This window comes from Reyranella sp. (assembly GCF_004296935.1).
GTDB lineage: Bacteria > Pseudomonadota > Alphaproteobacteria > Reyranellales > Reyranellaceae > Reyranella.
Map to the genome: position 1 here is coordinate 60,149 of NZ_SCVH01000105.1, position 20,351 is coordinate 80,499.

A 20,351-nucleotide genomic window follows, 5' to 3' on the forward strand; every position below is an offset into this window, starting at 1 on the left:
CGCCGCCGCTATGGCGCGGCCTTGATCTCGGCGAGGCGGATTTCGGCCAGGGCCTTGAACTCGCCCTCGGGATATTTCTCCAGGTAGGCGCCGAGCGAGGCCGGGTTGTCGCTTTCGCGCACCGAATCCCAGAACGCCAGCTCGACCTCGCGGTCCTGCGGATCGCGCATGCCGCCCTGGGCCGAGGCGAACTCGTCGAGGCGGGTCTGCGCCAGGGTGGCGAAGCTGCCCTCGGGATACTGTTCGAGATAGGCCTCGTAGTCGGCGGGGCGGACGCTCTCCTTGATCGACGCCCAGAACACGATCTCGACCGACTGCTGCTCGGCCTGTGTCGGTTCAGAGGGCGTCGGTTCGGCCGGCGGCGTCTCGACCGACAATTGTTCCGCCGGCGGCTTCTCCGCGTCGCCATCGGCGGCGTCGGGCAGCAGGCGGAAGACGCGGATCGGCTGGGCGATGTTCTTGACCGTCTGCTCGCCCAGGTCGGCGAAGCCGTAGGGCACCTTGTGGCGGATGTGGTCGCGCACGCCGCGCGAGATGCAGATGCCGCCGGCCTCGGCCAGCCCCTCGAGGCGGGCCGCGATATTGACGCCGTCGCCGAAGATGTCGGCGTCCTTCACCATGACGTCGCCGACATTGATGCCGATGCGGAAATGCATGCGCTTGTCTGCGGCCAGGGCCGCGTTGGCCACTCCGAGGTCGCGCTGGATCTCGACGGCGCAATCGACGGCGGCGAAGACGCTGGCGAATTCGGCCAGGATGCTGTCGCCGGCGGTGCCGCAGATCCGCCCGGCATGCCGCGCGATCAGCGCATCGGTGACGGCGCGGTGCGCCGACAGCGTCGCCAGCGTGCCTTCCTCGTCGGTCCCCATCAGGCGGCTGTAGCCCTCGATGTCGGCGGCGAGGATGGCGATCAGCTTGCGTTCGAGCGGCGGCGCTTCCATGTCGGGACGTTCTCCGGCGGTGTCTTCGTCATTTCCTGAAGCGACCATGCGGACACCCGGGCACCACGCTAACGCCGCCGGGGAGCCGCCGGTTCCCGGCCCTTGCCGGAGCGCCGCGCCTGACGGAAAGTTTCGCCATGAAAGCCCTGCTTCCCTTGCTGTTCCTGCTGTGCAGCCTCGCGCCCGCCGCCCTCACGCAACCTGCCTGGGCGCGCGACGAACTGGTGACGTCGGCCCGCACCGCCGGCGGCGAGACCGTTCCCTATGTGCTCACGACCAAAGGCGGCACACCGGCCTACGCCGTCATCCTGATGCCGGGCGGCTCGGGGGTGATGAATCCCCGGATGCAGAACGGCAAGCTGGCGTTCGGCTTCGGCGGCAATTTCCTCATCCGCTCGCGCGAGCTGTTCGCCGACGGCCGCTTCGTCGCCGCCTCGACCGACGCGACTTCGACGCCGGCGCGCATTCTGGCGATCGCCCAGGATCTCCAGCGCCGCTACGGCGGGGTCGCGATCTACGTGATCGGTACCAGCCGCAGCACCGAGGCGACGATGCTGCTGGCGGCGCCGCTCGACGGACAGGTGGCGGGCTTCGTCCATACCTCGTCGATGAACGGCATCGCGGGCTTCGATCCGCGCAAATACAAGAGCCGCCACCTCGTCGTCTATCACCGCATGGACGCCTGCCGCGTCACCAAACCGTCGTCCAGCGCATCATCGCGCGCGAGCTACGGCACCGAGACGATCGAGATGGAGGGCGGCATCTCGACCGGCGACGATTGCGAGGCGTACTCCTATCATGGCTACAACGGCATCGAGGCGGTGACCGTCGAGCGCATCAAGGCGTGGATCGTGGCCGGGAAGTAGAATTTTTCCGACGAGAACAGGTCGCTTCTTCGCCGCCCTGGAGCGAGATGAGCCTAGGTCTGTCTCACCCTGCCACCTCACCCTGAGGAGGCGCGCAGCGCCATCTCGAAGGGTGGCTGACAGACGTGGTCCGTGTGGCCCATGCTTCGAGACACTCGCTGCGCTCGTTCCTCAGCATGAGGATTGCTTGCGAGATGGACCTGAAGTCATCACGCTCTGGATGACTGGGGACGAGATCCTGAGCGCAGACAGAAAAAAGGCGGCCTGTCGGCCGCCTTTCTTCCGTGATGCAGGGGCCTAGTAAGGCGCCGTGTAGGGCTGGCCGGGCCAACGGTAGCCCGGCGCCGGCAGCGGCAGCTTGTTGTCGATATGAGCCTTCTCGAGCGTCTCGATGCCCTCGGCGTAGCGGCCGGATTCGCACTGGGCGATGGCGGCGGCTTCCGGCGTATCGGTCCGCGCGGTACGGAACTGGCGCCACTTGTCGCTCAGCGCCTTACAGTAGGCCGCCGGATCGCGGAAGATCGCCGGGACGGCAACCTGGCCGTCCATCACGATCTCGACGCGACGGTTCTGCGGCTCGCGCACGCCGTCGCCGGTGGCGACCAGCGGCGATGCCTCGCCGCGGCCGATCACGGAGATCGACTGGGCCGGCACGCCGTTCTGGACGAGAGCGTCCTTCACGGTGTTGGCGCGACGGAGCGACAGCGCCATGTTGTAGGCCTCGGGACCCGACGTATCGGTATGTCCGGTGGCGGTGACGCGGGCGCTGCCGCGCGTCTTGTAGGCCTGGGCGGCCTGCTGGATCGTGCTCACCGCCTGGGCCGACAGGTTCGAACGGTCCCAATCGAAGAACACCATGAACGAGGTCGGCGGCGGCGGCGGCGGAGGCGGCGGAGCTGCCTGTGGCGGCGGGCTATCGCACGCCCCCAAGAGTAACGCGGCGATACCGGCAACGAGCAGCTTCTTTAGCATGAGTGAATCCCCTCAAGGTTGCGGACCGAGTCTGAAAGACCCGGTCACTGAGAGGTCAAACGCCTCATTTCGGGCAAGGTTCCCGGAGGCTGCGCGTTTTGAGTGGAGAGAGCCGGCCTGGCGAAGGTGGAGCCCGCCCAATCGTAGGCCGGGCGGGCTCCGGGCCCATCGCACATCGGGGGGATGTCCGAAAGATACGGGCCCTGTCGTGGACAACGCCGGACGAGGGCGATGGTTGCAGGGCCATGGACATGACAGGAGAGGACAACAAAAGGCCCGCAACGGCAAAGCCGGGCGGGCCTCGACCCGCCGGTACATCCGCGGACGGGTCGGTTGGAGCGTCGTGCTCCTGGAGCGTCGTGCTCCGGCGATGAAACGCCTGTAATCGCCGGAAGGTTGCCGGGCCTGCTGGCCGCTATTCAGCCTTGATGCCGGCGACCTTGATGACCTTCGCCCACTTTTCGGTGGCCTCCGCGACGATCTTCCCGAATTCGGCCGGGCTGCCTCCGGTCGGCGTGCCGCCCAGCTCGACGATCCGGCCCTTGATCTTGGGGTCGGCGAGGGCGGCGTTGAGCTGCTTGTTCAGCAGATCGACGATGTCGGCCGGGGTGCCCTTGGCCACGCTGACGCCGGCAAAGCCGCTGGCCTCGTAGCCCGGCACGAACTCGGCAATCGTCGGAACGTCCGGCAGCACGTCCAGACGGGCCGCGGGCGTTACCGCCAAGGCGCGCAGCTTGCCGGACTTGATCTGCGGGATCGATTCCGAGATGGGCGCGAAGATCACCTGGACGTGGCCGGCGAGCAGATCGGCGACCGCCGGCGCGCCGCCCTTGTAGGGGACGTGGACCAGGTTAGCCCCGGTCATCATCTTGAAGAGTTCGCAGGTGATGTTCTGCGGCGTGCCCTGGCCGGCCGATCCGTAGTTGATCTTGCCCGGGTTGGCCTTGGCATAGGCGATGAGCTCGGGCAGCGTCTTGGCGGGGACCGACGGATTAACCACGACGACGTAGGCCAGCCGCGCGAGGTAGATGACCGGCGCGAAGTCGCGGATGAAGTCGAAACCGAGATTGGTGTAGAGCGCGGGATTGATCGCATTCGGCGTCACGGTCAGCAGCAGCGTGTAGCCATCGGCGGGTGACTTGGCGACCATCTCGGTTCCGATGCTGCCGCTGGCGCCGGGCTTGTTCTCGACGAGGAATTGCTGGCCGAGGCGCTCCGTCAGGAAGTCGCTCATCAGGCGCGCCATGATGTCGGTCGCCCCGCCGGCGGGAAAGCCGACGACGATGCGTGCCGGCCGTGACGGATAGGCTTGCGCCCGCGCGATGCCGGGCAGGGCTGGCAAGGCGGCGGCACCTGCGGCCAGATGCACGAATGAGCGGCGGGGAAATTTCATGAGGCTGCCTCCACAGTTTGCGCGATGACCCGGATACGCAACTCTACTGGACGCCCTACGGGAACAGCCTACATCCGTCTTGCGAGGAGGCGGAAGAGGCCAAGGCCGCCTCCTGGCGCCTGACACATCGCGCCATTTCGCTGCGCGGCGGAATCGGGCCGCCGTCGGGGTGCCGCCGGCATGCGCCATCGCTGCACGTCACGAGGGGCGATGTCAGGGGACGACGTCATCGGGTACGATCGGCGAAGCACTGGGGCGAACACGGGCCGGGAAACAGAATGGCAGACAATTCGAAAGCCCGGGTCCGCCGTCTGATGCCGGAGGACGCGGCTCCGTACCGGGAGATCCGGCTGGAAGCGCTAAAATTGTCTTCGGAAGCCTTCGGCAGTTCCTTCGAGCAGGAGGGCTCGCAACCTCTGGACTACTTCCGGGAGACTCTCGCGAAGACGGACGTCTTCGGCGCCTTCGTCGAAGCGGACCTTGTCGGCGTCGCCGGCTTTCGCCGCCAGGCCGGCACCAAGCAGGCTCACAAGGGCTATCTGTGGGGCATGTACGTTCGCCCCGTTGCGCGGGGGACCGGCGCCGGCAAGAGCCTCGTCAAGGCGGTGCTCGATCATGCGCGCGAAAGGGTCGAGCTCGTTCAACTGGCCGTCGTCAGCGACAATGAAGCGGCCCAGCGGCTCTATCGCAGCTGCGGATTTGTCGCCTATGGCCATGAAGTTCATTCCCTGAAGCAGGGCGGCCGTTATTATGACGAGCTTCTGATGGCCGTGGCGCTCACGCTACCTTCAACCTAGGGCCCTCAGGCCCTGGCGTGGGCGAAGAACACCTTGCTGTCGATGCGCCAGCCGTCGCCCTGCCGGACGAGCACGAAGAAATCGGTGTAGCGCGTGCCGCGCCAGTTCTGCGCTTCGAGGCGCGCCATCGCCGCGCCGCCGGCAGATTCCATCGACACGACGCGCGCTTCCAATCCCGGCGCCGCGCCGCCCTTGGCGACGGCGTCGCAGAATTCCTGCAACGACCAGCTCACCGGCTTGCCGCTGTAGCTGCCGCTCACGCGGGCGCCTTCGGTGAAAGCGGAACGCAGCAGCGCGACGTCGCCGCTGCGTGCGCCATCGATGTAGCGGCTTAGGGTTTCGGCGATGGCCTGGGGGATGGCGAAGCTTTGGGTCTCTTTTTCCGGCGTCATCAGGTTCTCCTTTGCGCGCAGGGTCGCGCGGCTGGCGCCGGCATGTCCTTGCTATTGCGCCTCCAGAAGGCCTATCCGTTGGCAGGATATTGCGCTCAGGAGCGCACGAGAGGGAGAAGATGCCAAACGAAGACCTCGACGCCCTGGACCGCCGCATCGTGGCCGCCCTGCAGGACGATGGCCGCCTCAGCAATGTCGACCTGGCCGAGAAGGTCGGCCTCTCGCCGTCGCCCTGCCTGCGCCGCGTCAACCGGCTGGAGCGCGACGGCTACATCGAAAGCTACCGCGCCATGCTCGGCCGCAAGCGCATCGGCCTCGGCCTCACGGTCTTCGTCGGCGTGAAGATCGAGGGCCACGCCGACGACCGCGCCACCACCTTCGAGGAGGAGGTCGTGGCCTTCCCGGAAGTGATCGCCTGCCACATGATCGCGGGCGAGGCCGACTACCTGCTGGAAGTCACCGTGCCCGACCTCGACGCCTACCAGCGCTTCCTGGTGGGCAAGCTGCTCAACCTGCCGCTGGTGCGCGAGGTCAGGAGCAACATCGCGATCCAGACCCTGAAGGCGGGGGCGCCGTTGCCGTTGGGGCATTTGGGGGCAATGCCCCCGGGGCGGTAACAATTTTTCTGCAAACTCAGCTTTGCGGCCGTGCGAGCGGCGGGAGCCACTCCTGCTGCTTGAGGCGGGGATTGTTCAAAGTCCCTTTGTCGGGTTGAAACCGATCAAAATTGATTGCATTGCAATCAATGATCTCATTCTGCTATTTTGGATCCCGAGCAGAAAGGAGGCTCTTCATGGCCAGTCTCACCATTCGCAATATCGATGACGACATGAAGGAGCGCCTTCGCGTGCGCGCGGCCCAGCACGGCCACTCGATGGAGGAGGAAGCCCGCATCATCCTTCGGCGCGCCGTTGGCGGCATCACCGGGCCGGCGCTGTGGGATCTGTCCCGCAAACTGTTCAAAGGCGAGAAGGGCGTCAAACTGGACCTGCCGGCGCGCAGCGGCGATCGGGACGCGCCGAGGCTCGACGGGACCACGCCACGCCGATGATCGTTCTCGACACGAACGTCATCTCCGAATTGATGAAGCCTCATCCGGATCCGGCCATGCGAGACTGGCTCTCGCATCTGGGTGACACCACGCTCGCGACAACGGTGATCAGCGTTGCGGAGATCACCTATGGGCTGCACCGCCTCGCCGACGGCCGCCGCAGGGCGGCGCTGGAAGCGCGGTTTGAAGATTATGTCGGCGACGGGTCTGCTCTTGCGGTCTTGCCGCTCGACGACATTGCCGCGCGGGAGGCGGGACGATTTCGCGCCCTGCGTCAGGCCGCGGGACTGGGCGCCCAGCCCTCCGACATGATGATCGCGGGCATCGTCGCCGCGACGGGCGCGAGTCTGGCCACGCGCAATGTGAGGGATTTCGAAGGATTGCCCTTTGAGGTCATCGATCCGTGGCGCCAGACGGGCGCCTGAAGGCGGGAACCCGCAACGCGATCCTCACTCCGCCGCGCGCACACCCTGCGCCGCCGGCGCGATCGCCTTCATCGTGCCGCCGTAGCGGTCGGTGAAGGCGGTGGTGTCGATCTCGTCGAGCACGATCTCGCGGTTCAGCACCTTCTCCTTCCACTTGAGCAGGTCGGGATGTGCCGCCTGGAACTCGGGCATGACCTCTTTCGCGAAGAGCTCGAGCGATTCGCAGATGTGCTCGTGCCGGTTCTTGCCGGCCTGGTTCAGCAGCACCACCTGGTCGATGTTCGAGTCCTGGAACTTCTTAAGCTTGCGGCGGATGGTTTCCGGCGAGCCGATCAGGCCGCCGCGCAGGGAGGCCGCGTGCTGCTCGGGGTTGGCCTTCTTCCACTTCTCGTATTCTTCCCACATGTTGACCGTGCCGGCGGCCGGCCGGCGGCGGTCGGCCGACTGGCCGTAGAAGCGGAGCGCGAACTGGAAGAAGGTGTCGCCGTCGGCGCGGGCGCGCGCTTCCTCGTCGGTCTTGGCGCACATGAAGAAGCTCACCAGCGCGATGTTGGGGTTGGTTCGGTAGTCGGCGAGCTTGTTCTGCCGCTTCACGAAGGCGTTGTAGTAGGCGTGCACCCAGGCGTGCGCGGCATCGGCCGAGACGAACTGGAAGCCGAGCGCGCCCATGCCCCATTCGCCGGCCTTGGTGAGCGTCTGGAGCTGCGAGCAGGCGACCCAGAGCGGCGGGTGCGGCTTCTGCATCGGCTTGGGCACCACCATGCGGAGCGGAATGTTCCAGGTCTTGCCCGCGTGTTCGCTCGGGCCGTCCTTGAACATGGGCAGGATGGCGCGCACGGCCTCCTCGAAGATCTCGCGCTTGTTCTCCATGGTGACGCCGAACGGTTCGAGCTCGGTGATCGAGGCGCTCTCGCCCATGCCGAACTCGCAGCGGCCGTTGGACAGGAGGTCGAGCGTGGCCACGCGCTCGGCGACGCGCGTCGGGTGGTTGGTCGTCACCTGGAAGATGCCGTGGCCCAGGCGGATGTTCTTGGTGCGCTGGCTGGCGGCGGCCAGGAAGGATTCCGGCGAGGGCGAGTGTGAATATTCCTCGAGGAAGTGATGCTCGACCTGCCAGGCATGGTCGTAGCCCAGGCGATCGGCGAGCTCGATCTGGTTCAGCGCGTTCTGATAGAGCCGGTGCTCGTCGCCGTCCTTCCAGGGACGAGGCAGCTGCAGCTCGTAGAAGATTCCGAATTTCATGGGGCTTCCTCCGCTGGAGAGAGGATGCCCGCAAATCAGGCTGGTGCAAGAGGGGGCGGAACGGCGTTTCGCTGGTAGAGACGTGACGGCCGGGTCCTAGGGCCGCGCTACCGGATCGTCCTTCACCCGCCCGAACCATCTGAAGTCGTGGAAGGCGCCCTTGAAGTAGCCTTTCTGGCGCATCGTGCCTTCGTGGGCGAAGCCTGACTTGGCGAGCACGCGGTCGGACGCGTCGTTGCCGGGGAGCGTCCAGGCCTCGAGGCGGTTCAGTTCGAAGAAGCCGTGCGCGCAGGCGACGACGGCGTGCAGCGCTTCGGTGGCCAGCCCCTTGCCCCAGAAGCCGGGATGCAGCTCGTAGCCGATGCCGCCGACGCGCGGGCCCTTGATGATGTAGTTGAGGCGGATCGCGCCGATCAGCGTGGCCGACGTCGTTTCCTCGATCGCCCAGGCGCAGCCCCAGCCTTCGGGATAGGAGCTGATCATGCGCTTCACGGCGGCGGCGCACCGATCGGGCGGCGGCGCGTCGGGCCAGTCGCTGAAGCGCGTCACGATGTAGAAGGCGAGCAGCTCGCTGAAGACCGGCGTGTCCGCCTCGGTGAAGGCGCGGAGCGTGAGGCGCGGCGTCGAGAGCGCGGGGAAGGGGCGGGTCTCGACCGGTTCGACGTTGGACTCGGCAGGGTCTGCGGGCATCGGGTCGCGATCCTAGCCTGCCTTGCCGATCGCCTGCACCGTCGGCGCCACGCCGACATCGCCCACCGTGCCGGTCTCGCGCACCGTGAAGCGCCGCGTGCGGCCGTGGCAGGCGACGGCGACCTCGCTCACGCCGGAGCGGGCGTCGATCACCGCTTCGGTCGTGGCCTCGATCGCGAGGCCGGGCAGCAGCGTCAGCCGGTGCGTGCCGCTCTGGCGCCAGGTGCCGCTGGCGGCATCCCAGTCGCGGCGGTAGCGGCTGTCGAACGCGGCGCCAAAGGGGCGCAACAGCAGCGTCGCCAGCCGCAGCACCGGCGGCAGCGGCGCCAGTTCGACGCTGGGCGCATCCGACCAGGCGCGCGCGCTGGCCGAGAGCGGGGTGAGGCCCGCGCCCAGCAGCCAGGCGTCGAGGCAGCGGTCGCGCGGACCCTGGCGATCGAAGAAGGCGAGGATGTCGGGCCGCTCCTCGAAGGCGGCCGAGGCGCCCGTGCCGCCGGCGAGACGGAACTGGCCGAGCAGAGTGAGCTCCACGGTGAGCCGGTGACGCGCGCCGCCGTCCGACTCCAGCGTGAGCGTGCGGCCGGCGGGCAGGTGCACGGCCTCGGCGAGCCGCCCATCGCGCAGCGCCGCCGAGACGAGCTGGCCTTCGTCCGGCTGGGCGGCGAGGCGGAAGTCGGGCGCCTCGCCAAGGTCGGTCTGGACGGTGACGCTGCGCAGATGCAGCGGCCGCGTCGGCGCGCCGAGGTCGGCCAGGGTCTGGACGTGCAGATGAAGATGCGGCTGTGTCGAGCGGCCGGAATTGCCGCAGGCGGCGACGATCTGGCCGGCCTCGACCCAGGCGCCGGGCTTGACGTGCAGGCTGCCTTGCTTGAGGTGTCCGACCAGCACGAAGACGCCGTCGGCCGTGCGCAGTAGCAGCAGGTTGCCGAAGTTGCGGCCGCTCCTGGCATCGACCTCGCCCGGGGCATTGTCGGCCATGCGATCGTCGGCCTGCCAGACCATGCCGGAGACCGGCGCGAGGACCGGCGCGCCGAAGGCGTAGTAGTCGGCAAGCTGCGCGCCCTCGCCGCGGAAGCTGCGACCGCGTTCGTCGACCACCACGAAGTCGAAGGCGTCGCGCCACGGGCCGCGATGGGTATGGCTGCCGTCGATGCCCTGCGAGATTTTCCAGGCGCCGAAGAAGGGTGGCGTCACGGGATAGGAACCGGGTGCTCCCAGCCGCGCCTTCGCGAGCTTGGCCGCAAGCAGGCTCCGTTCGGGCAGCGCCGGGTTCTCGAGCAGGAGATAGGGGCTGCGGCCGGCGGGGCGCGAGGAGAGGCCCGCCATCAGGAGATAGCTCGCGAGGAGGAAGGGCGCGGCGAGGGCGGGCAGGTGCAGGCGGCCAAGCGGGGCTGCGATGGCGGCCACCATGAGCGCCGCGACCAGGGCCGCGAACATGCCCCACAGGAAGCTGACCCTGTCGGGGAAGGCAAAAAGGCCGCCCACCGCCATCGCGGCCAGCATGAAGTTGAAGCCGACGACGCCTGGCAGCACGGCCGAGCCGACCAGCCAGAGCGAGAGCGTGCCGACGGCGTAGCCCGCGACGCAGAGGAGCGCGAGATAGCGCGACGAGATCAGCAGCGCCACGAACATCGCAAGCCCGGCGACGGGATGCGGCGTGAACAGGAACCAGCCGAGGGCAGAGAAGAAATCGTCGAGCCAGCTCGGCGAGAAGGCGGGGAAGGGATCGTGGCGCAGCGCCACCAGAACCTCGACGTCGCGCGCTGCCAGCAGCAGCGCCCACATCATCAGCACGAAAGTGAGGCTCATCACCGGCAGGCGGTTCAGCCGCCACAGCCAGACGCCCAGCACGTGGGTGGCGAGCGCCGTGAGGGCACCGACGACGACGAGCACCGTGACCAGCAGGACATTGAGCTTCCAGATCGCGCCCAACGCCAGGCCGACGAGCAGGGCGTTGTAGATCTCCGGCGGCTGCTCGACCTCGGGATAGCGCAGGTGCCGCGCCGTGAGATGGGCCACGATCGCGGCCAGCAGGCCGGCCGCACCGACCTCGGGCCGAATGAAGGTGACGGCCAGGATCAGCAGGCCCGCGAGATCGTGGCTGCAGAACAGCACGGCCGCATAGCCGCGCAGGTAGGGTTTCAGCTGGCGGTGCGCGGTGCCGAACAGGGCCGGGAGCATCAGTCGGGCATGCCTTGCGGGAACGGGTTGCGCAGGACCTCGGGCAGGCGCTCCTGGCTCAGCATGGTGGCGAGCGTGTCGGGCGTGCGGACCTCGGAGACCTCGCCGTTCTCGTGCACCATCACGACCGATGGCCGGTACTCGATGAACTGCTGCCACTGCGTGTTGTTGTAGGCGCCGACCGGATTGAACACGAGCGAGTCGCCGATGCCGAGCGGCGGCAGCCACACCGAATGGCGCATGACGTCGATGTTCATGCAGAGCGGGCCGTACAGCACCGTCTCCTCGGGGATACCGTCGATCAGGCGCGTCGGCTGGCAGTCGTGGTGATACCAGTAGGCGGTGAACAACAGGTTGACGCCGGCATCGAGGATCATGGCCTTGCGGCCGTCGGGCAGGCGCTTGGAACCGACCACCGAAGTCACGAGCGACTCGGCATCGTCGACCACGGCGCGGCCACTCTCAAGGATCAGCCACGGCCAGTCCTTGCGGCCGCGCACGGCCTCCATCATCGCCTGCGCGATGGTCTCGGCGTACTGCTCGATCGAAGGCACGGCCTGGTCGGGCGGCAGGTAGATGCCCTGCAGTGCGTTGCGCGACGCGAAGCCGCCGCCGATGTCGAGATACTCGATGTGCGCGCCGGTCTCCTTCTCGGCGAATTCCATGAACTGCGCCATGATCTTGATCTGCGCGGCGTAGGCGCGGGGATCGAGCACGAAGGTGCCGATATGGCTGTGCAGGCCGGTGAGCTTCAGCAGGCCGGCGGCGGCGACGCGGCGGGCGGCGTCGTGAGCGGCCTGAGATTCGACGTTGAAGCCGAAGCGGCTCCACGCCTCGTGGTAGCCGGTGTCGAAGTTGAGCCGGAGCGCCACCGGAATGGTGCGGCCGAGGCTGCGTGCCACGTCTTCCAGCAGGAACAGCTCGTCGAGATTGTCGAGATGGATCAGCGCGCCCTCGGTCGCGGCGCGCTCCAGCGCCTTCCTGGGCTTGTGCGGGCCGTTGAAGATGATGCGCGAACCCGGCACGCCGAGCGACCGGGCCTTGTCGTATTCGAACTCCGAGACGACCTCGGCCCAGGCGCCTTCCTGGTGCAGCGTGCTGCAGACGGCGTTCAGGTAGTTGGTCTTGTAGGACCAGCCGTAGCGGACACGCGGATAGCGCGTGCGGAAGGAGCGCAGCAGGCGGCGGGCATTCTCGCGCAGCCGGTGCTCGGACAGAACGAATAGCGGCGAGCCGTAGCGTTCGAGCAGGCTGTCGATCGACACGCCGTCGATCTCGGTTCGGAAGGCCCGGGTGCGCGTGTTGCCGAACTTGTTGGGGCCGCCGGCGCGATGCGGCGTGAGGACTGGCTTGTGCCAGGGCTTGCGGGCGGCAACGGTCATGCGGGGATTCCTTCGCGAGGCGAGGTGGCATTCGACGTGCGGCCGCCTTCGGTCACGACATGCTCGAAGGCGGAAAGCGGCACGACGACTTCCTGGGCATAGCGGATGAACATGGTGCCGACCTTGGGAGCGGCGAAGACCGGCGGCAGGCCGCCGTCGATCAGGTCGAGCAGCGCAGCCGGCAGGTTCCGGCCGACGCCGTGGGTGAAGTAGACCCAGGCCGGGAAGCGCGGGTTGATCTCGAGCAGGCGGAACTCGCCGGTGCGGCTGCGCACGCCCTCGATCTCGCAGGGGCCGCGCCACTTGAGCGCCGCGATGAGGCGCGCCGAGGCGTCCTCGATCGCCCGGTCGGAGACGCAGACGCCCGCCCAGGCCTTGCCTTTGTCGGTGAGCGCCCGCTTCTTCATCATGACCGGGCCGAGCATGCCGCCATGGCCGTCGCCGATGGCGCAGAGATTGTACTCCTCGCCCGCGACGTGGCGCTGGACCAGCACCGGGTGACCCCACTGTGCGGCGATGCGGTGGTAGGCCGCGATCGCCTGCTGCGCGTCGTAGGCAACGACCGCATCGTAGAAGCAGCCCTTCACCACCAGCGGATAGGTCCAGCCGTCCTGCGTGCAGGTGCGGAAGAACGCCGGGTTGCTGATGGTCGCCGTCTTCGGCATCTCGACGCCCGCTGCCTTGGCCGCCTCGGCCAGGCGGTCCTTGGCGCGCAACGCGAACTGGTCGGCGGTCGGCAGGAAGGTGTGGATGCCCATCGCCGCCAGCCGGTCGGAGAGTGCGATGCAGGCCGGCAGCTCGGCGTCGAGGCAGGGGATCAGCACATCGATCCGCTGCTCCTCGTGCACGATCTTCAGGCGCTCGAGGAACGCGGCCTCGCCCGCCGATGGGTAGGGCAACATGTAGGTCGCGGCGAAGAGGCCGTCGAGATAAAGGCCGGGGTCGAGCAATTCGTAGGCGAGACCCACGAGCCGCACGTCACGGCCGGACTCGGCGAGGCAGCGGCCGACGGCGACGCCGGGCCCCGGATTGTCGGCGCGCGCATTCATGCCGGTGATCGCGACCGTCAGCGTTCTGGTGCTCATGATGCGCGGCCTAGCCCAGCGCCTGGCGCAGCACGGAGGCGAACTCGACGACCTCGCGCTCGGCCTGGACCCGGGAGACGTCGAACTCCTCGGCCAGCAGCTCGGCGATGCGCGCGGGACTCGACTCGGTGGTCGCGAGCCGGATGATGGCGAGCGCGGAGGCGTTGGCGGTGAAGCTGTCGCCGCTCGCCGGATCGAAGATGAAGCCGCTCTCGCTGGTGGCGAGTCGCTTCAGGAGATCGGCCGGCAGCAGCGCGCTGCCGCCGACCGAGGATGCGTTGCCAGACATGGGTGCCCCCGGGGTGATCAGGAGTTTTTCTTCAGGAACGCAAGCGACTCGGCGTGTTGGGGAATGCGCTCCAGCACCTGAGCGTAGGCCTGGCGGGCGCCCGCGATGTTGCCCTGCGCCACACGTGCGCGGGCGAGGTAGACCAGAGCGTTGGCGTCGGAGCCCCACATGGTCGAGATCTCCCGGGCATGTGCCTCGAGCTGCGGCCACTGCTTCAGCCCTTCCTCGCAGACCAGCAGGCGGGCGTGGGCGGTGTAGTCCCATGGCGAGGTCGCCAGCACCTGGCGGGCCTGGGTCGCTGCTTCCTGCCAGCGCTTCTGGACGAGCAGCGGCAGGGTGAGGCCGAGCCGGCCGTCGATCGAGTTCGGGTTGGCCCGCAGGACCAGGTTGTAGTGGTTGAGCGAGTCGTTGTAGCGGCCGGCCAGGTAGGCGAGCCAGCCCAGGCGCAACCGGGCGAACTCGTGGCCGCTGTCGGCGAGGCTCTTGATAACCTCTGCCGCGCGGTCGTACTTCATCTCGTATTCGAGGGTGTAGGAGGTCGAAAAAGCGGCCTGGTTCTGGGCCGATGCCGGCACAACGGCTGTGCCGAGGATGAGCGCCAGCGGCGCCATCCAGCGATAGATCGTATTCATTGTCCGCTCAGCTCCCTGCTTCCGTCTTCTTGTGCAGCCTATATTCATGGGAGCTTACGGGGGACTGACTGTTAGCATCCCCGAAGATGCATTATTTTTTCGCGGCGGACGGTCGAAAAAGGTCGCAATTGCAGGGTGTGGCGGAGGCGATCCGGCCGGACCCGCCTCAGCGTCCTCACTCCGCCGCGGCCTTCATCGCCTCGGGGTTGCGCCACTGGTGCAGCAGCTCGACTTCCTTCTTCCTGGCCTTCTCGAGATGCGCGTCCTTGATGTGGCCGTAGCCCTTTATATCGTCGGGGATGGCGGCGAGTTTTACGGCGAGCGCGTGGTTGGCGGGGGAGAGCGTTTGCAGCAGCTCGGCCACCAGCGCCTCGTATTGGCCGATCAGTGCGCGCTCGGTCTTGCGCTCCTGCGTGTAGCCGAAGATGTCGAGCTTTGAGCCGCGCAGGCCCTTCAGCTTCGCCAGCATCCTGAAAGCCGGCAGCATCCAGGCGCCGAACTCCTGCTTGATCAGATGGCCGGTCTTGGGGTCGCGGCTGGAGAAGAGCGGCGGCGCGAGATGGAACTTGAGCTTGTAGTCGCCCTCGAACTGGCCGGCGAGCTGGGCGTCGAAGGCGGCATCGGCATAGAGCCGCGCCACTTCGTACTCGTCCTTGTAGCTGAGGAGCTTGCTGTAGTTGCGCGCTACGGCCTCGGCCAGGTCGGTGCGGCCGGGGGTGGCCTTCTGTTCGGCCGCGCGCACCTTGTCGACCAGCGCCTTGTAGCGCCCGGCCAGTGCCGCGTTCTGGTAACCCGTAAGGTGCTTCATCCGCACGGCCACGATCTCATCGAGCGTTTTGGCGATGCGCGTGAAGGGAACGACCGTCGCGGCGGGCGCGGCGAGCTTTTCGGTTGCGGCGCGGTCGGCGGCCGCGCGGCGGCCCCAGCGGAAGGCCGCGGTGTTCATGGCGACGGCGGCGCCGTTCAGCTCGATCGCCTGCTCCAGCGCCTCGTGGCCGATCGGCACCAGGCCCTTTTGGTAGGCGTAGCCCAGCATGAACATGTTGGTGGCGATCGAATCGCCCATCAGGGCGGTGGCGATCTGCGTGGCGTCGATGAAATCGCAGGCCTCGGCGCCAGCGCCGGCCTCGATCGAAAGCTTCAGCGTATGCGAGGGGAAGGCGATGTCGGGATGGCGGGTGAACTCGCCGGTGATGGTCTCGTGCGTGTTGACGATGGCGCGCGAGGTGCCGGGCTCGAGTCGCGCGAGCGAATCGTTGCCGGCGCTGACCACGAGATCGCAGCCCAGCAGCAGGTTGGCGCCGCCGGCGCCCAGCCTCACCGCGTGCAGCGCCTCGGGTGTGGCGCCAAGGCGCACATGGCTGATCACGGCGCCGCCCTTCTGCGCCATGCCGAGCTGGTCGAGGACGGTGGCGCCTTTTCCTTCGAGGTGCGCGGCCATGCCCATGATGGCGCCGATGGTGACGACGCCGGTGCCGCCGATGCCGGTGATCAGCACGCCATAGGGCTTGTCGGCGATGGACGGGAGCGTGGGAGCGGGCGGCAGGGCCGGCTCAGCCTTGTCGACCGCGGCCGACTTGCCGGCTTTGCCTTTGCGCAGGCTGCCGCCTTCGACCGTGACGAAGGACGGGCAGAAGCCGTTCAGGCACGAAAAATCCTTGTTGCAGGACGACTGGTCGATGGCGCGCTTGGAGCCGAACTCGGTGGCGACCGGCACGACGGAGAGGCAGTTCGACTTGGTCGAGCAGTCGCCGCAACCCTCGCACACCGCCTGGTTGATCAGCACGCGCTTGGCGGGATCGGGATAGGTGCCACGCTTGCGGCGGCGGCGCTTCTCGGCGGCGCAGGTCTGGTCGTAGATCAGGACCGAGACGCCCTTCACCTCGCGCAGCTCGCGCTGGACCTCGTCGAGCTGGTCCCTGTGATGGAAGGTGACGCCCGAGGCCCAGTCGGTGCCGACGGGATATTTCTCCGGATCGTCGCTCACCAGGGCGATGCGGTCGACGCCCTCGGCGCGGACCTGGCGGCTGATGCGCCACGGCGTGACGTCGCCATCGTGCGGCTGGCCGCCGGTCATGGCGACGGCGTCGTTGTAGAGGATCTTGTAGGTCATGCTGGTCTTGTTCGCGATGGCGTGGCGGATCGCGAGCAGGCCGGAATGGAAATAGGTGCCGTCGCCCAGGTTCTGGAAAACGTGCGGCGTGTCGGTGAAGTGGCTGGCGCCGACCCAGGTGGCGCCCTCGGCGCCCATGTGGGTGAAGGTCTTGGTGTTGCGCTCCATGCCGATGGCCAGCGTGTGGCAGCCGATGCCGGCCAGCGCCAGCGAGCCGTCGGGCACTTTGGTCGAGCTGTTGTGCGGGCAGCCGGAGCAGAAATAGGGCACGCGGGCCATGCCGGATTCGTTCCGCACCTGGCGGCCGCCGCGCCGCTTCAGCCCTTCGAAGCGCTGCTTCGTGCGCTCGCTCAAGCCGGCGAGGCCGAAGCGGGCGACGATCGCCGAGGCGATCTCGAATGGCGTCAGCTCGCCGTCGCTCTTGAGCAGGTGCTGGCCGCGCTCGTCGTGCTTGCCGACGACGACGGGCCGGCGGCCGGCCTCCATGTTGAACAGCGCGTCCTTCAGCTGCTGCTCGATGATCGGCCGCTTCTCCTCGATCACCAGGATCTCGCGCTTGCCGGCGGCGAAGGCCGACGCGCCCTCGGTCTCGAGCGGCCAGACCATGCCGACTTTATAGATCGCGAGTCCCAGCCGTTCGGCCTCGGCGTCGTCGATGCCGAGCTCGTCCAGCGCCTGGCGGACGTCGAGGTAGGACTTGCCCACCGTGACGATGCCGAAGCGCGCGTCGGGGCGGCCGAGCATGACCTTGTCGAGCTTGTTGGCGCGCCAGTAGGCGAGCGCCGCCGGGAGCTTCACCTGGTAGACGCGCTTCTCCTGGCCCAGCCAATCGTCGGGCCAGCGGATGTGCACGCCCTCGGGCGGCAGGTGGTGATCGGACGGGGTGTGGATCTCGAGGCGGTGCGGATCGACATAGACGGAAGCGGAGGAGTCGACGGTCTCGCTCAGCACCTTGAAGCCGACCCAGAGGCCGGAGTAGCGCGACATCTCGAAGGCATGGAGGCCCCAGTCGAGATATTCCTGAACTGACGCGGCGTGGATGATCGGCATGCCGGCGGCGATGAAGGCGGGCTCGCTCTGGTGCGCGACGGTCGAGGACTTGGCCATGTGGTCGTCGCCGGCCAGCGCCACGACGCCACCGTGCCTGGAGGTGCCGGCATAGTTGGCGTGCTTGAAAGCGTCGCCGGAGCGATCGACGCCGGGGCCCTTGCCGTACCACATGCCGTAGACGCCGTCGTAGCGCGCACCGGGATAGAGATGGATCTGCTGTGTGCCCCACAGCGACGTCGCCGCCAGGTCCTCGTTGGTGCCGGGCTGGAATTCGATGTGGTTCTTCTTGATGAAGCGCTTGGCCTGCCACAGGGCCTGGTCGAAGCCGCCGAGCGGCGAGCCGCGATAGCCGGAGATGTAGCAGGCGGTGTTGAGGCCGGCGGCAAGGTCGCGCTGGCGCTGCATCATGGGCAGTCGGACCAGGGCCTGCGTGCCGGTGAGATACACCCGTCCCGTTTCGAGGACGTATTTGTCATCCAGGGTCACCGCTGTTGTCATGGGCAACCTCCTTGACTTGTTATATGGGCACGGTAGCGACAGAATCTTGCGCCTTGCAATCGGGAACGCGGGCCCCGTGCAAAAATGACGTTTTAAGGGTGCCGGGACCCACCGATCATGCGCGCCGTTTCACGGTGTCGCCCGGGAATGAAATGTTGTAATCACCCGCCGCATGTCTGTTCTCGTCACCGGAGTCGCCGGCTTCATCGGGTCGCACGTCGCGCGGGCCCTGCTGGCCCGGGGCGAGGCGGTGGTCGGCGTCGACAATTTCAGCGACTACTACGACCCGATCCTGAAGTTCGCCCGCCTCAAGACGCTGCGCGAGGACCGGGGCTTTACCTTCCTGGAAGCCGACATCGCCGACCGGGACGCGATGGCGGCGCTGGCCGGCAAGCACGGCGATCTCGACCGCATCGTGCATCTGGCGGCCCAGCCCGGCGTCCGCCATTCGATGGTCGATCCCTATATCTACGTGCAGACCAACGTCATGGGCCATCTCGTGATGCTCGAGCTGGCGCGCGGGCTCAGGGACCTCCGGCATTTCGTCTATGCCTCGTCCTCGTCGGTCTACGGCGGCAACCGCAAGCTGCCTTTCGCCACGACCGACAACGTCGACCGGCCGATATCGCTCTATGCCGCGACCAAGCGCGCCGACGAGCTGATGACCGAGGCTTATAGCCATCTCTACGGGATGAGGACGACGGGGCTGCGCTATTTCACGGTCTACGGGCCGTGGGGCCGGCCCGACATGTCACCTTATATCTTTGCCAAGGCGATCCACGAGGGCAACACGATCCAGCTCAATCACCTGGGCTTCATCAAGCGCGACTACAGCTACATCGACGACATCGTGGCCGGCACCCTGGCCGTGCTCGACAAGCCGGCGGCCGCGGCGGGCCATCGGGTCTACAATCTGGGCGCGGCGCGGAGCGAGGACATCGTCCATGTCGTCGCGCTGTTCGAGAAGGCGCTGGGCCGCGAGGCCAAGGTCGAGCTGCGCCCCGGCGAGCCCGGCGACATGCAGGAGACCGCAGCCGATATCGCCGATGCCACACGCGACTTCGGCTGGACTCCCCAGGTGACGGTGGAGCAGGGGATTCCGCTCTTCGTCGACTGGTTCAAGACGTACAATCGCCTGTAACTTGCGCCGAGGGGCGCACGGCCCCATCTCTGGGGACAGCAGGAGTTGAGTGAATGAGTGCAATGCTGGGCGATCTGCCGACCTGGAACCTCGCCGACCTCTATTCCAGCCCGACCGGACCCGATCTCGAGACCGACCTCAAGCGCGCCGCGGTCGAGGCCGAGGCATTCGCCCGGGACTACGAAGGCAAGGTGGCCGGGCTCGACGGCAAGGCATTGGGGGCTGCGATCGCGCGCTACGAGAAGATGTCGGACCTCATGGGCCGCATCGGCTCCTACGCCTCTCTCTATTACGCCAGCGACATGGCCGATCCCGAGCGCGGCCGCTTCTCGCAGAACGTGTCGGAGAGCCTGACCGACATCGGCTCGAAGCTGCTGTTCTTCGGCCTGGAAGTGAAGCGCCTGGAAGACGCCGACCTCGCCGCCAAGATGAAGGCGCCGGAACTCGCCAAATACGCACCGTGGTTGCGCGACCTGCGCGCCTTCCGGCCGCACACGCTGTCGGACGAACTCGAGAAGGCACTGCACGAGAAATACGTTGTCGGCCGCGCCGCCTGGTCGCGCTTGTTCGACGAGACGATCGCGCGGCTGCGCTATCCCTTCCGCAACGAAGTGCTGACCGAGCCGCAGATCCTCGACAAGCTGTCGAGCAAGGACGCGACGGTGCGCAAGGACGCGGCCAAATCCTTCGGCAAGGTCCAGGGCGACAATATCGCGGTGTTCTCGCTGCTCACCAATACGCTCGCCAAGGACAAGGAGATCGAGGACCGCTGGCGCAAATATCCGCGGCCGCAGTCCGCCATGAACCTCGGCAACTGCGTCGAGGACGAGGTGGTGGATGCACTGGCCTCGTCGGTGAAGGCGGCCTATCCCAGGCTCGCGCACCGCTACTACAAGCTCAAGGCCAAATGGTTCGGCGTCGAGAAGATGCCCTACTGGGACCGCAACGCGCCGCTGCCCGAGCACGACGACCGCGTGATCGCCTGGCCCGAGGCGACCAGGATCGTGCTCGACGCCTACGGCGCCTTCTCGCCGGAACTGGCGTCGGTCGGCAAGAAGTTCTTCGACAATGCCTGGATCGACGCGCCGGCGCGGCCGGGCAAGTCGCCGGGCGCCTTCGCCCATCCCACGGTGCCGTCGGCGCATCCCTACCTGCTGCTCAACTACCAGGGCAAGGTGCGGGACGTGATGACGCTCGTGGGCGAGCGTCAT

18 protein-coding genes and 1 pseudogene are annotated in these 20,351 nt (G+C 67.4%); 7 read left to right on the forward strand and 12 right to left on the reverse strand.

The genetic code is table 11. The features are described from left to right. Window positions 1–8 precede the first annotated feature (8 nt). Window positions 9–941 carry an adenylate/guanylate cyclase domain-containing protein gene (locus EPO55_RS15170; protein WP_296337788.1) on the reverse strand — a complete coding sequence of 311 codons (933 nt, stop codon included), beginning with the start codon at window positions 939–941 and terminating at the stop codon, window positions 9–11. A gap of 137 nt (window positions 942–1,078) precedes the next feature. On the opposite strand from EPO55_RS15170, the gene EPO55_RS15175 reads away from it, so the two are divergent. Further along, on the forward strand, window positions 1,079–1,807 hold the full coding sequence (locus EPO55_RS15175; RefSeq protein WP_296337789.1) for a hypothetical protein: 729 nt from the start codon (window positions 1,079–1,081) through the stop codon (window positions 1,805–1,807). A 297-nt stretch (window positions 1,808–2,104) separates the two neighbouring features. Here EPO55_RS15175 and EPO55_RS15180 read toward each other — a convergent pair whose 3' ends face one another. Together EPO55_RS15180 and EPO55_RS15185 are read right to left on the reverse strand one after the other, a co-directional pair. Then, entirely contained in the window at window positions 2,105–2,779 is a 675-nt protein-coding gene (locus EPO55_RS15180) for an OmpA family protein (RefSeq protein WP_296337790.1), read from the reverse strand. Window positions 2,780–3,194: 415 nt separating this feature from the next. Next, the gene (locus EPO55_RS15185) at window positions 3,195–4,172 is read right to left on the reverse strand and encodes a tripartite tricarboxylate transporter substrate binding protein (protein WP_296337791.1); all 978 of its coding nucleotides are present in this window, start codon (window positions 4,170–4,172) and stop codon (window positions 3,195–3,197) included. Window positions 4,173–4,450: 278 nt separating this feature from the next. Between EPO55_RS15185 and EPO55_RS15190 the strand changes: the two genes are divergently transcribed. After that, on the forward strand, window positions 4,451–4,969 hold the full coding sequence (locus EPO55_RS15190; RefSeq protein ID WP_296337792.1) for a GNAT family N-acetyltransferase: 519 nt from the start codon (window positions 4,451–4,453) through the stop codon (window positions 4,967–4,969). 5 nt (window positions 4,970–4,974) lie between these two features. On the opposite strand, the gene EPO55_RS15195 is transcribed toward EPO55_RS15190, so the two are convergent. Continuing rightward, on the reverse strand, window positions 4,975–5,361 hold the full coding sequence (locus EPO55_RS15195) for a nuclear transport factor 2 family protein (protein WP_296337793.1): 387 nt from the start codon (window positions 5,359–5,361) through the stop codon (window positions 4,975–4,977). 119 nt (window positions 5,362–5,480) lie between these two features. Between EPO55_RS15195 and EPO55_RS15200 the strand changes: the two genes are divergently transcribed. From EPO55_RS15200 to EPO55_RS15210, 3 genes are all read left to right on the forward strand, one after another. Next, the gene (locus EPO55_RS15200; RefSeq protein ID WP_296337794.1) at window positions 5,481–5,978 is read left to right on the forward strand and encodes an Lrp/AsnC family transcriptional regulator; all 498 of its coding nucleotides are present in this window, start codon (window positions 5,481–5,483) and stop codon (window positions 5,976–5,978) included. A 176-nt stretch (window positions 5,979–6,154) separates the two neighbouring features. Beyond that, entirely contained in the window at window positions 6,155–6,412 is a 258-nt protein-coding gene (locus tag EPO55_RS15205; RefSeq protein ID WP_296337795.1) for a hypothetical protein, read from the forward strand. Then, window positions 6,409–6,837, forward strand: a complete 429-nt coding sequence (locus EPO55_RS15210; RefSeq protein ID WP_296337796.1) for a type II toxin-antitoxin system VapC family toxin — start codon at window positions 6,409–6,411, stop codon at window positions 6,835–6,837. The genes EPO55_RS15205 and EPO55_RS15210 overlap by 4 nt, the downstream gene beginning before the upstream one ends. 24 nt (window positions 6,838–6,861) lie before the next feature. Here the strand turns inward: EPO55_RS15210 and EPO55_RS15215 are convergent, their stop codons facing one another. From EPO55_RS15215 to EPO55_RS15250, 8 genes are all read right to left on the reverse strand, one after another. Further along, window positions 6,862–8,079: an LLM class flavin-dependent oxidoreductase gene (locus EPO55_RS15215; protein WP_296337797.1), complete on the reverse strand. Its 1,218-nt coding sequence runs from the start codon at window positions 8,077–8,079 to the stop codon at window positions 6,862–6,864. A gap of 96 nt (window positions 8,080–8,175) precedes the next feature. Next, window positions 8,176–8,769, reverse strand: a complete 594-nt coding sequence (locus EPO55_RS15220; RefSeq protein WP_296337798.1) for a GNAT family protein — start codon at window positions 8,767–8,769, stop codon at window positions 8,176–8,178. A gap of 12 nt (window positions 8,770–8,781) precedes the next feature. After that, entirely contained in the window at window positions 8,782–10,950 is a 2,169-nt protein-coding gene (locus EPO55_RS15225; RefSeq protein WP_296337799.1) for an urea transporter, read from the reverse strand. Then, window positions 10,950–12,332, reverse strand: a complete 1,383-nt coding sequence (locus tag EPO55_RS15230) for an alanine racemase (RefSeq protein WP_296337800.1) — start codon at window positions 12,330–12,332, stop codon at window positions 10,950–10,952. Before EPO55_RS15230 ends, EPO55_RS15225 begins: the two co-directional genes overlap by 1 nt. Then, window positions 12,329–13,417, reverse strand: a complete 1,089-nt coding sequence (locus EPO55_RS15235; protein WP_296337801.1) for an ATP-grasp domain-containing protein — start codon at window positions 13,415–13,417, stop codon at window positions 12,329–12,331. The genes EPO55_RS15230 and EPO55_RS15235 overlap by 4 nt, the downstream gene beginning before the upstream one ends. Before the next feature lie 10 nt (window positions 13,418–13,427). Then, window positions 13,428–13,706, reverse strand: coding sequence for a PqqD family protein (locus EPO55_RS15240; protein WP_296337803.1), 279 nt, complete (start codon window positions 13,704–13,706; stop codon window positions 13,428–13,430). A gap of 17 nt (window positions 13,707–13,723) precedes the next feature. Next, window positions 13,724–14,338 carry a tetratricopeptide repeat protein gene (locus tag EPO55_RS15245; protein WP_296337804.1) on the reverse strand — a complete coding sequence of 205 codons (615 nt, stop codon included), beginning with the start codon at window positions 14,336–14,338 and terminating at the stop codon, window positions 13,724–13,726. Window positions 14,339–14,513: 175 nt separating this feature from the next. Beyond that, the gene (locus EPO55_RS15250) at window positions 14,514–17,999 is read right to left on the reverse strand and encodes an indolepyruvate ferredoxin oxidoreductase family protein (RefSeq protein WP_296337805.1); all 3,486 of its coding nucleotides are present in this window, start codon (window positions 17,997–17,999) and stop codon (window positions 14,514–14,516) included. Between the two features lie 172 nt (window positions 18,000–18,171). Between EPO55_RS15250 and EPO55_RS15255 the strand changes: the two genes are divergently transcribed. Next, on the forward strand, window positions 18,172–19,140 hold the full coding sequence (locus EPO55_RS15255; protein ID WP_296337806.1) for an NAD-dependent epimerase/dehydratase family protein: 969 nt from the start codon (window positions 18,172–18,174) through the stop codon (window positions 19,138–19,140). 53 nt (window positions 19,141–19,193) lie between these two features. After that, window positions 19,194–20,351 (forward strand): annotated as a pseudogene (locus tag EPO55_RS15260) (oligoendopeptidase F); the annotation flags it as partial.

Bases quoted from the DNA above. Each gene is read 5' to 3' on its own strand.
- EPO55_RS15170 (WP_296337788.1), bottom strand. From the start codon at position 941: ATGGAAGCGCCGCCGCTCGAACGCAAGCTGATCGCCATCCTCGCCGCC.
- EPO55_RS15175 (WP_296337789.1), top strand. From the start codon at position 1,079: ATGAAAGCCCTGCTTCCCTTGCTGTTCCTGCTGTGCAGCCTCGCGCCC.
- EPO55_RS15180 (WP_296337790.1), bottom strand. From the start codon at position 2,779: ATGCTAAAGAAGCTGCTCGTTGCCGGTATCGCCGCGTTACTCTTGGGG.
- EPO55_RS15185 (WP_296337791.1), bottom strand. From the start codon at position 4,172: ATGAAATTTCCCCGCCGCTCATTCGTGCATCTGGCCGCAGGTGCCGCC.
- EPO55_RS15190 (WP_296337792.1), top strand. From the start codon at position 4,451: ATGGCAGACAATTCGAAAGCCCGGGTCCGCCGTCTGATGCCGGAGGAC.
- EPO55_RS15195 (WP_296337793.1), bottom strand. From the start codon at position 5,361: ATGACGCCGGAAAAAGAGACCCAAAGCTTCGCCATCCCCCAGGCCATC.
- EPO55_RS15200 (WP_296337794.1), top strand. From the start codon at position 5,481: ATGCCAAACGAAGACCTCGACGCCCTGGACCGCCGCATCGTGGCCGCC.
- EPO55_RS15205 (WP_296337795.1), top strand. From the start codon at position 6,155: ATGGCCAGTCTCACCATTCGCAATATCGATGACGACATGAAGGAGCGC.
- EPO55_RS15210 (WP_296337796.1), top strand. From the start codon at position 6,409: ATGATCGTTCTCGACACGAACGTCATCTCCGAATTGATGAAGCCTCAT.
- EPO55_RS15215 (WP_296337797.1), bottom strand. From the start codon at position 8,079: ATGAAATTCGGAATCTTCTACGAGCTGCAGCTGCCTCGTCCCTGGAAG.
- EPO55_RS15220 (WP_296337798.1), bottom strand. From the start codon at position 8,769: ATGCCCGCAGACCCTGCCGAGTCCAACGTCGAACCGGTCGAGACCCGC.
- EPO55_RS15225 (WP_296337799.1), bottom strand. From the start codon at position 10,950: ATGCTCCCGGCCCTGTTCGGCACCGCGCACCGCCAGCTGAAACCCTAC.
- EPO55_RS15230 (WP_296337800.1), bottom strand. From the start codon at position 12,332: ATGACCGTTGCCGCCCGCAAGCCCTGGCACAAGCCAGTCCTCACGCCG.
- EPO55_RS15235 (WP_296337801.1), bottom strand. From the start codon at position 13,417: ATGAGCACCAGAACGCTGACGGTCGCGATCACCGGCATGAATGCGCGC.
- EPO55_RS15240 (WP_296337803.1), bottom strand. From the start codon at position 13,706: ATGTCTGGCAACGCATCCTCGGTCGGCGGCAGCGCGCTGCTGCCGGCC.
- EPO55_RS15245 (WP_296337804.1), bottom strand. From the start codon at position 14,338: ATGAATACGATCTATCGCTGGATGGCGCCGCTGGCGCTCATCCTCGGC.
- EPO55_RS15250 (WP_296337805.1), bottom strand. From the start codon at position 17,999: ATGACAACAGCGGTGACCCTGGATGACAAATACGTCCTCGAAACGGGA.
- EPO55_RS15255 (WP_296337806.1), top strand. From the start codon at position 18,172: ATGTCTGTTCTCGTCACCGGAGTCGCCGGCTTCATCGGGTCGCACGTC.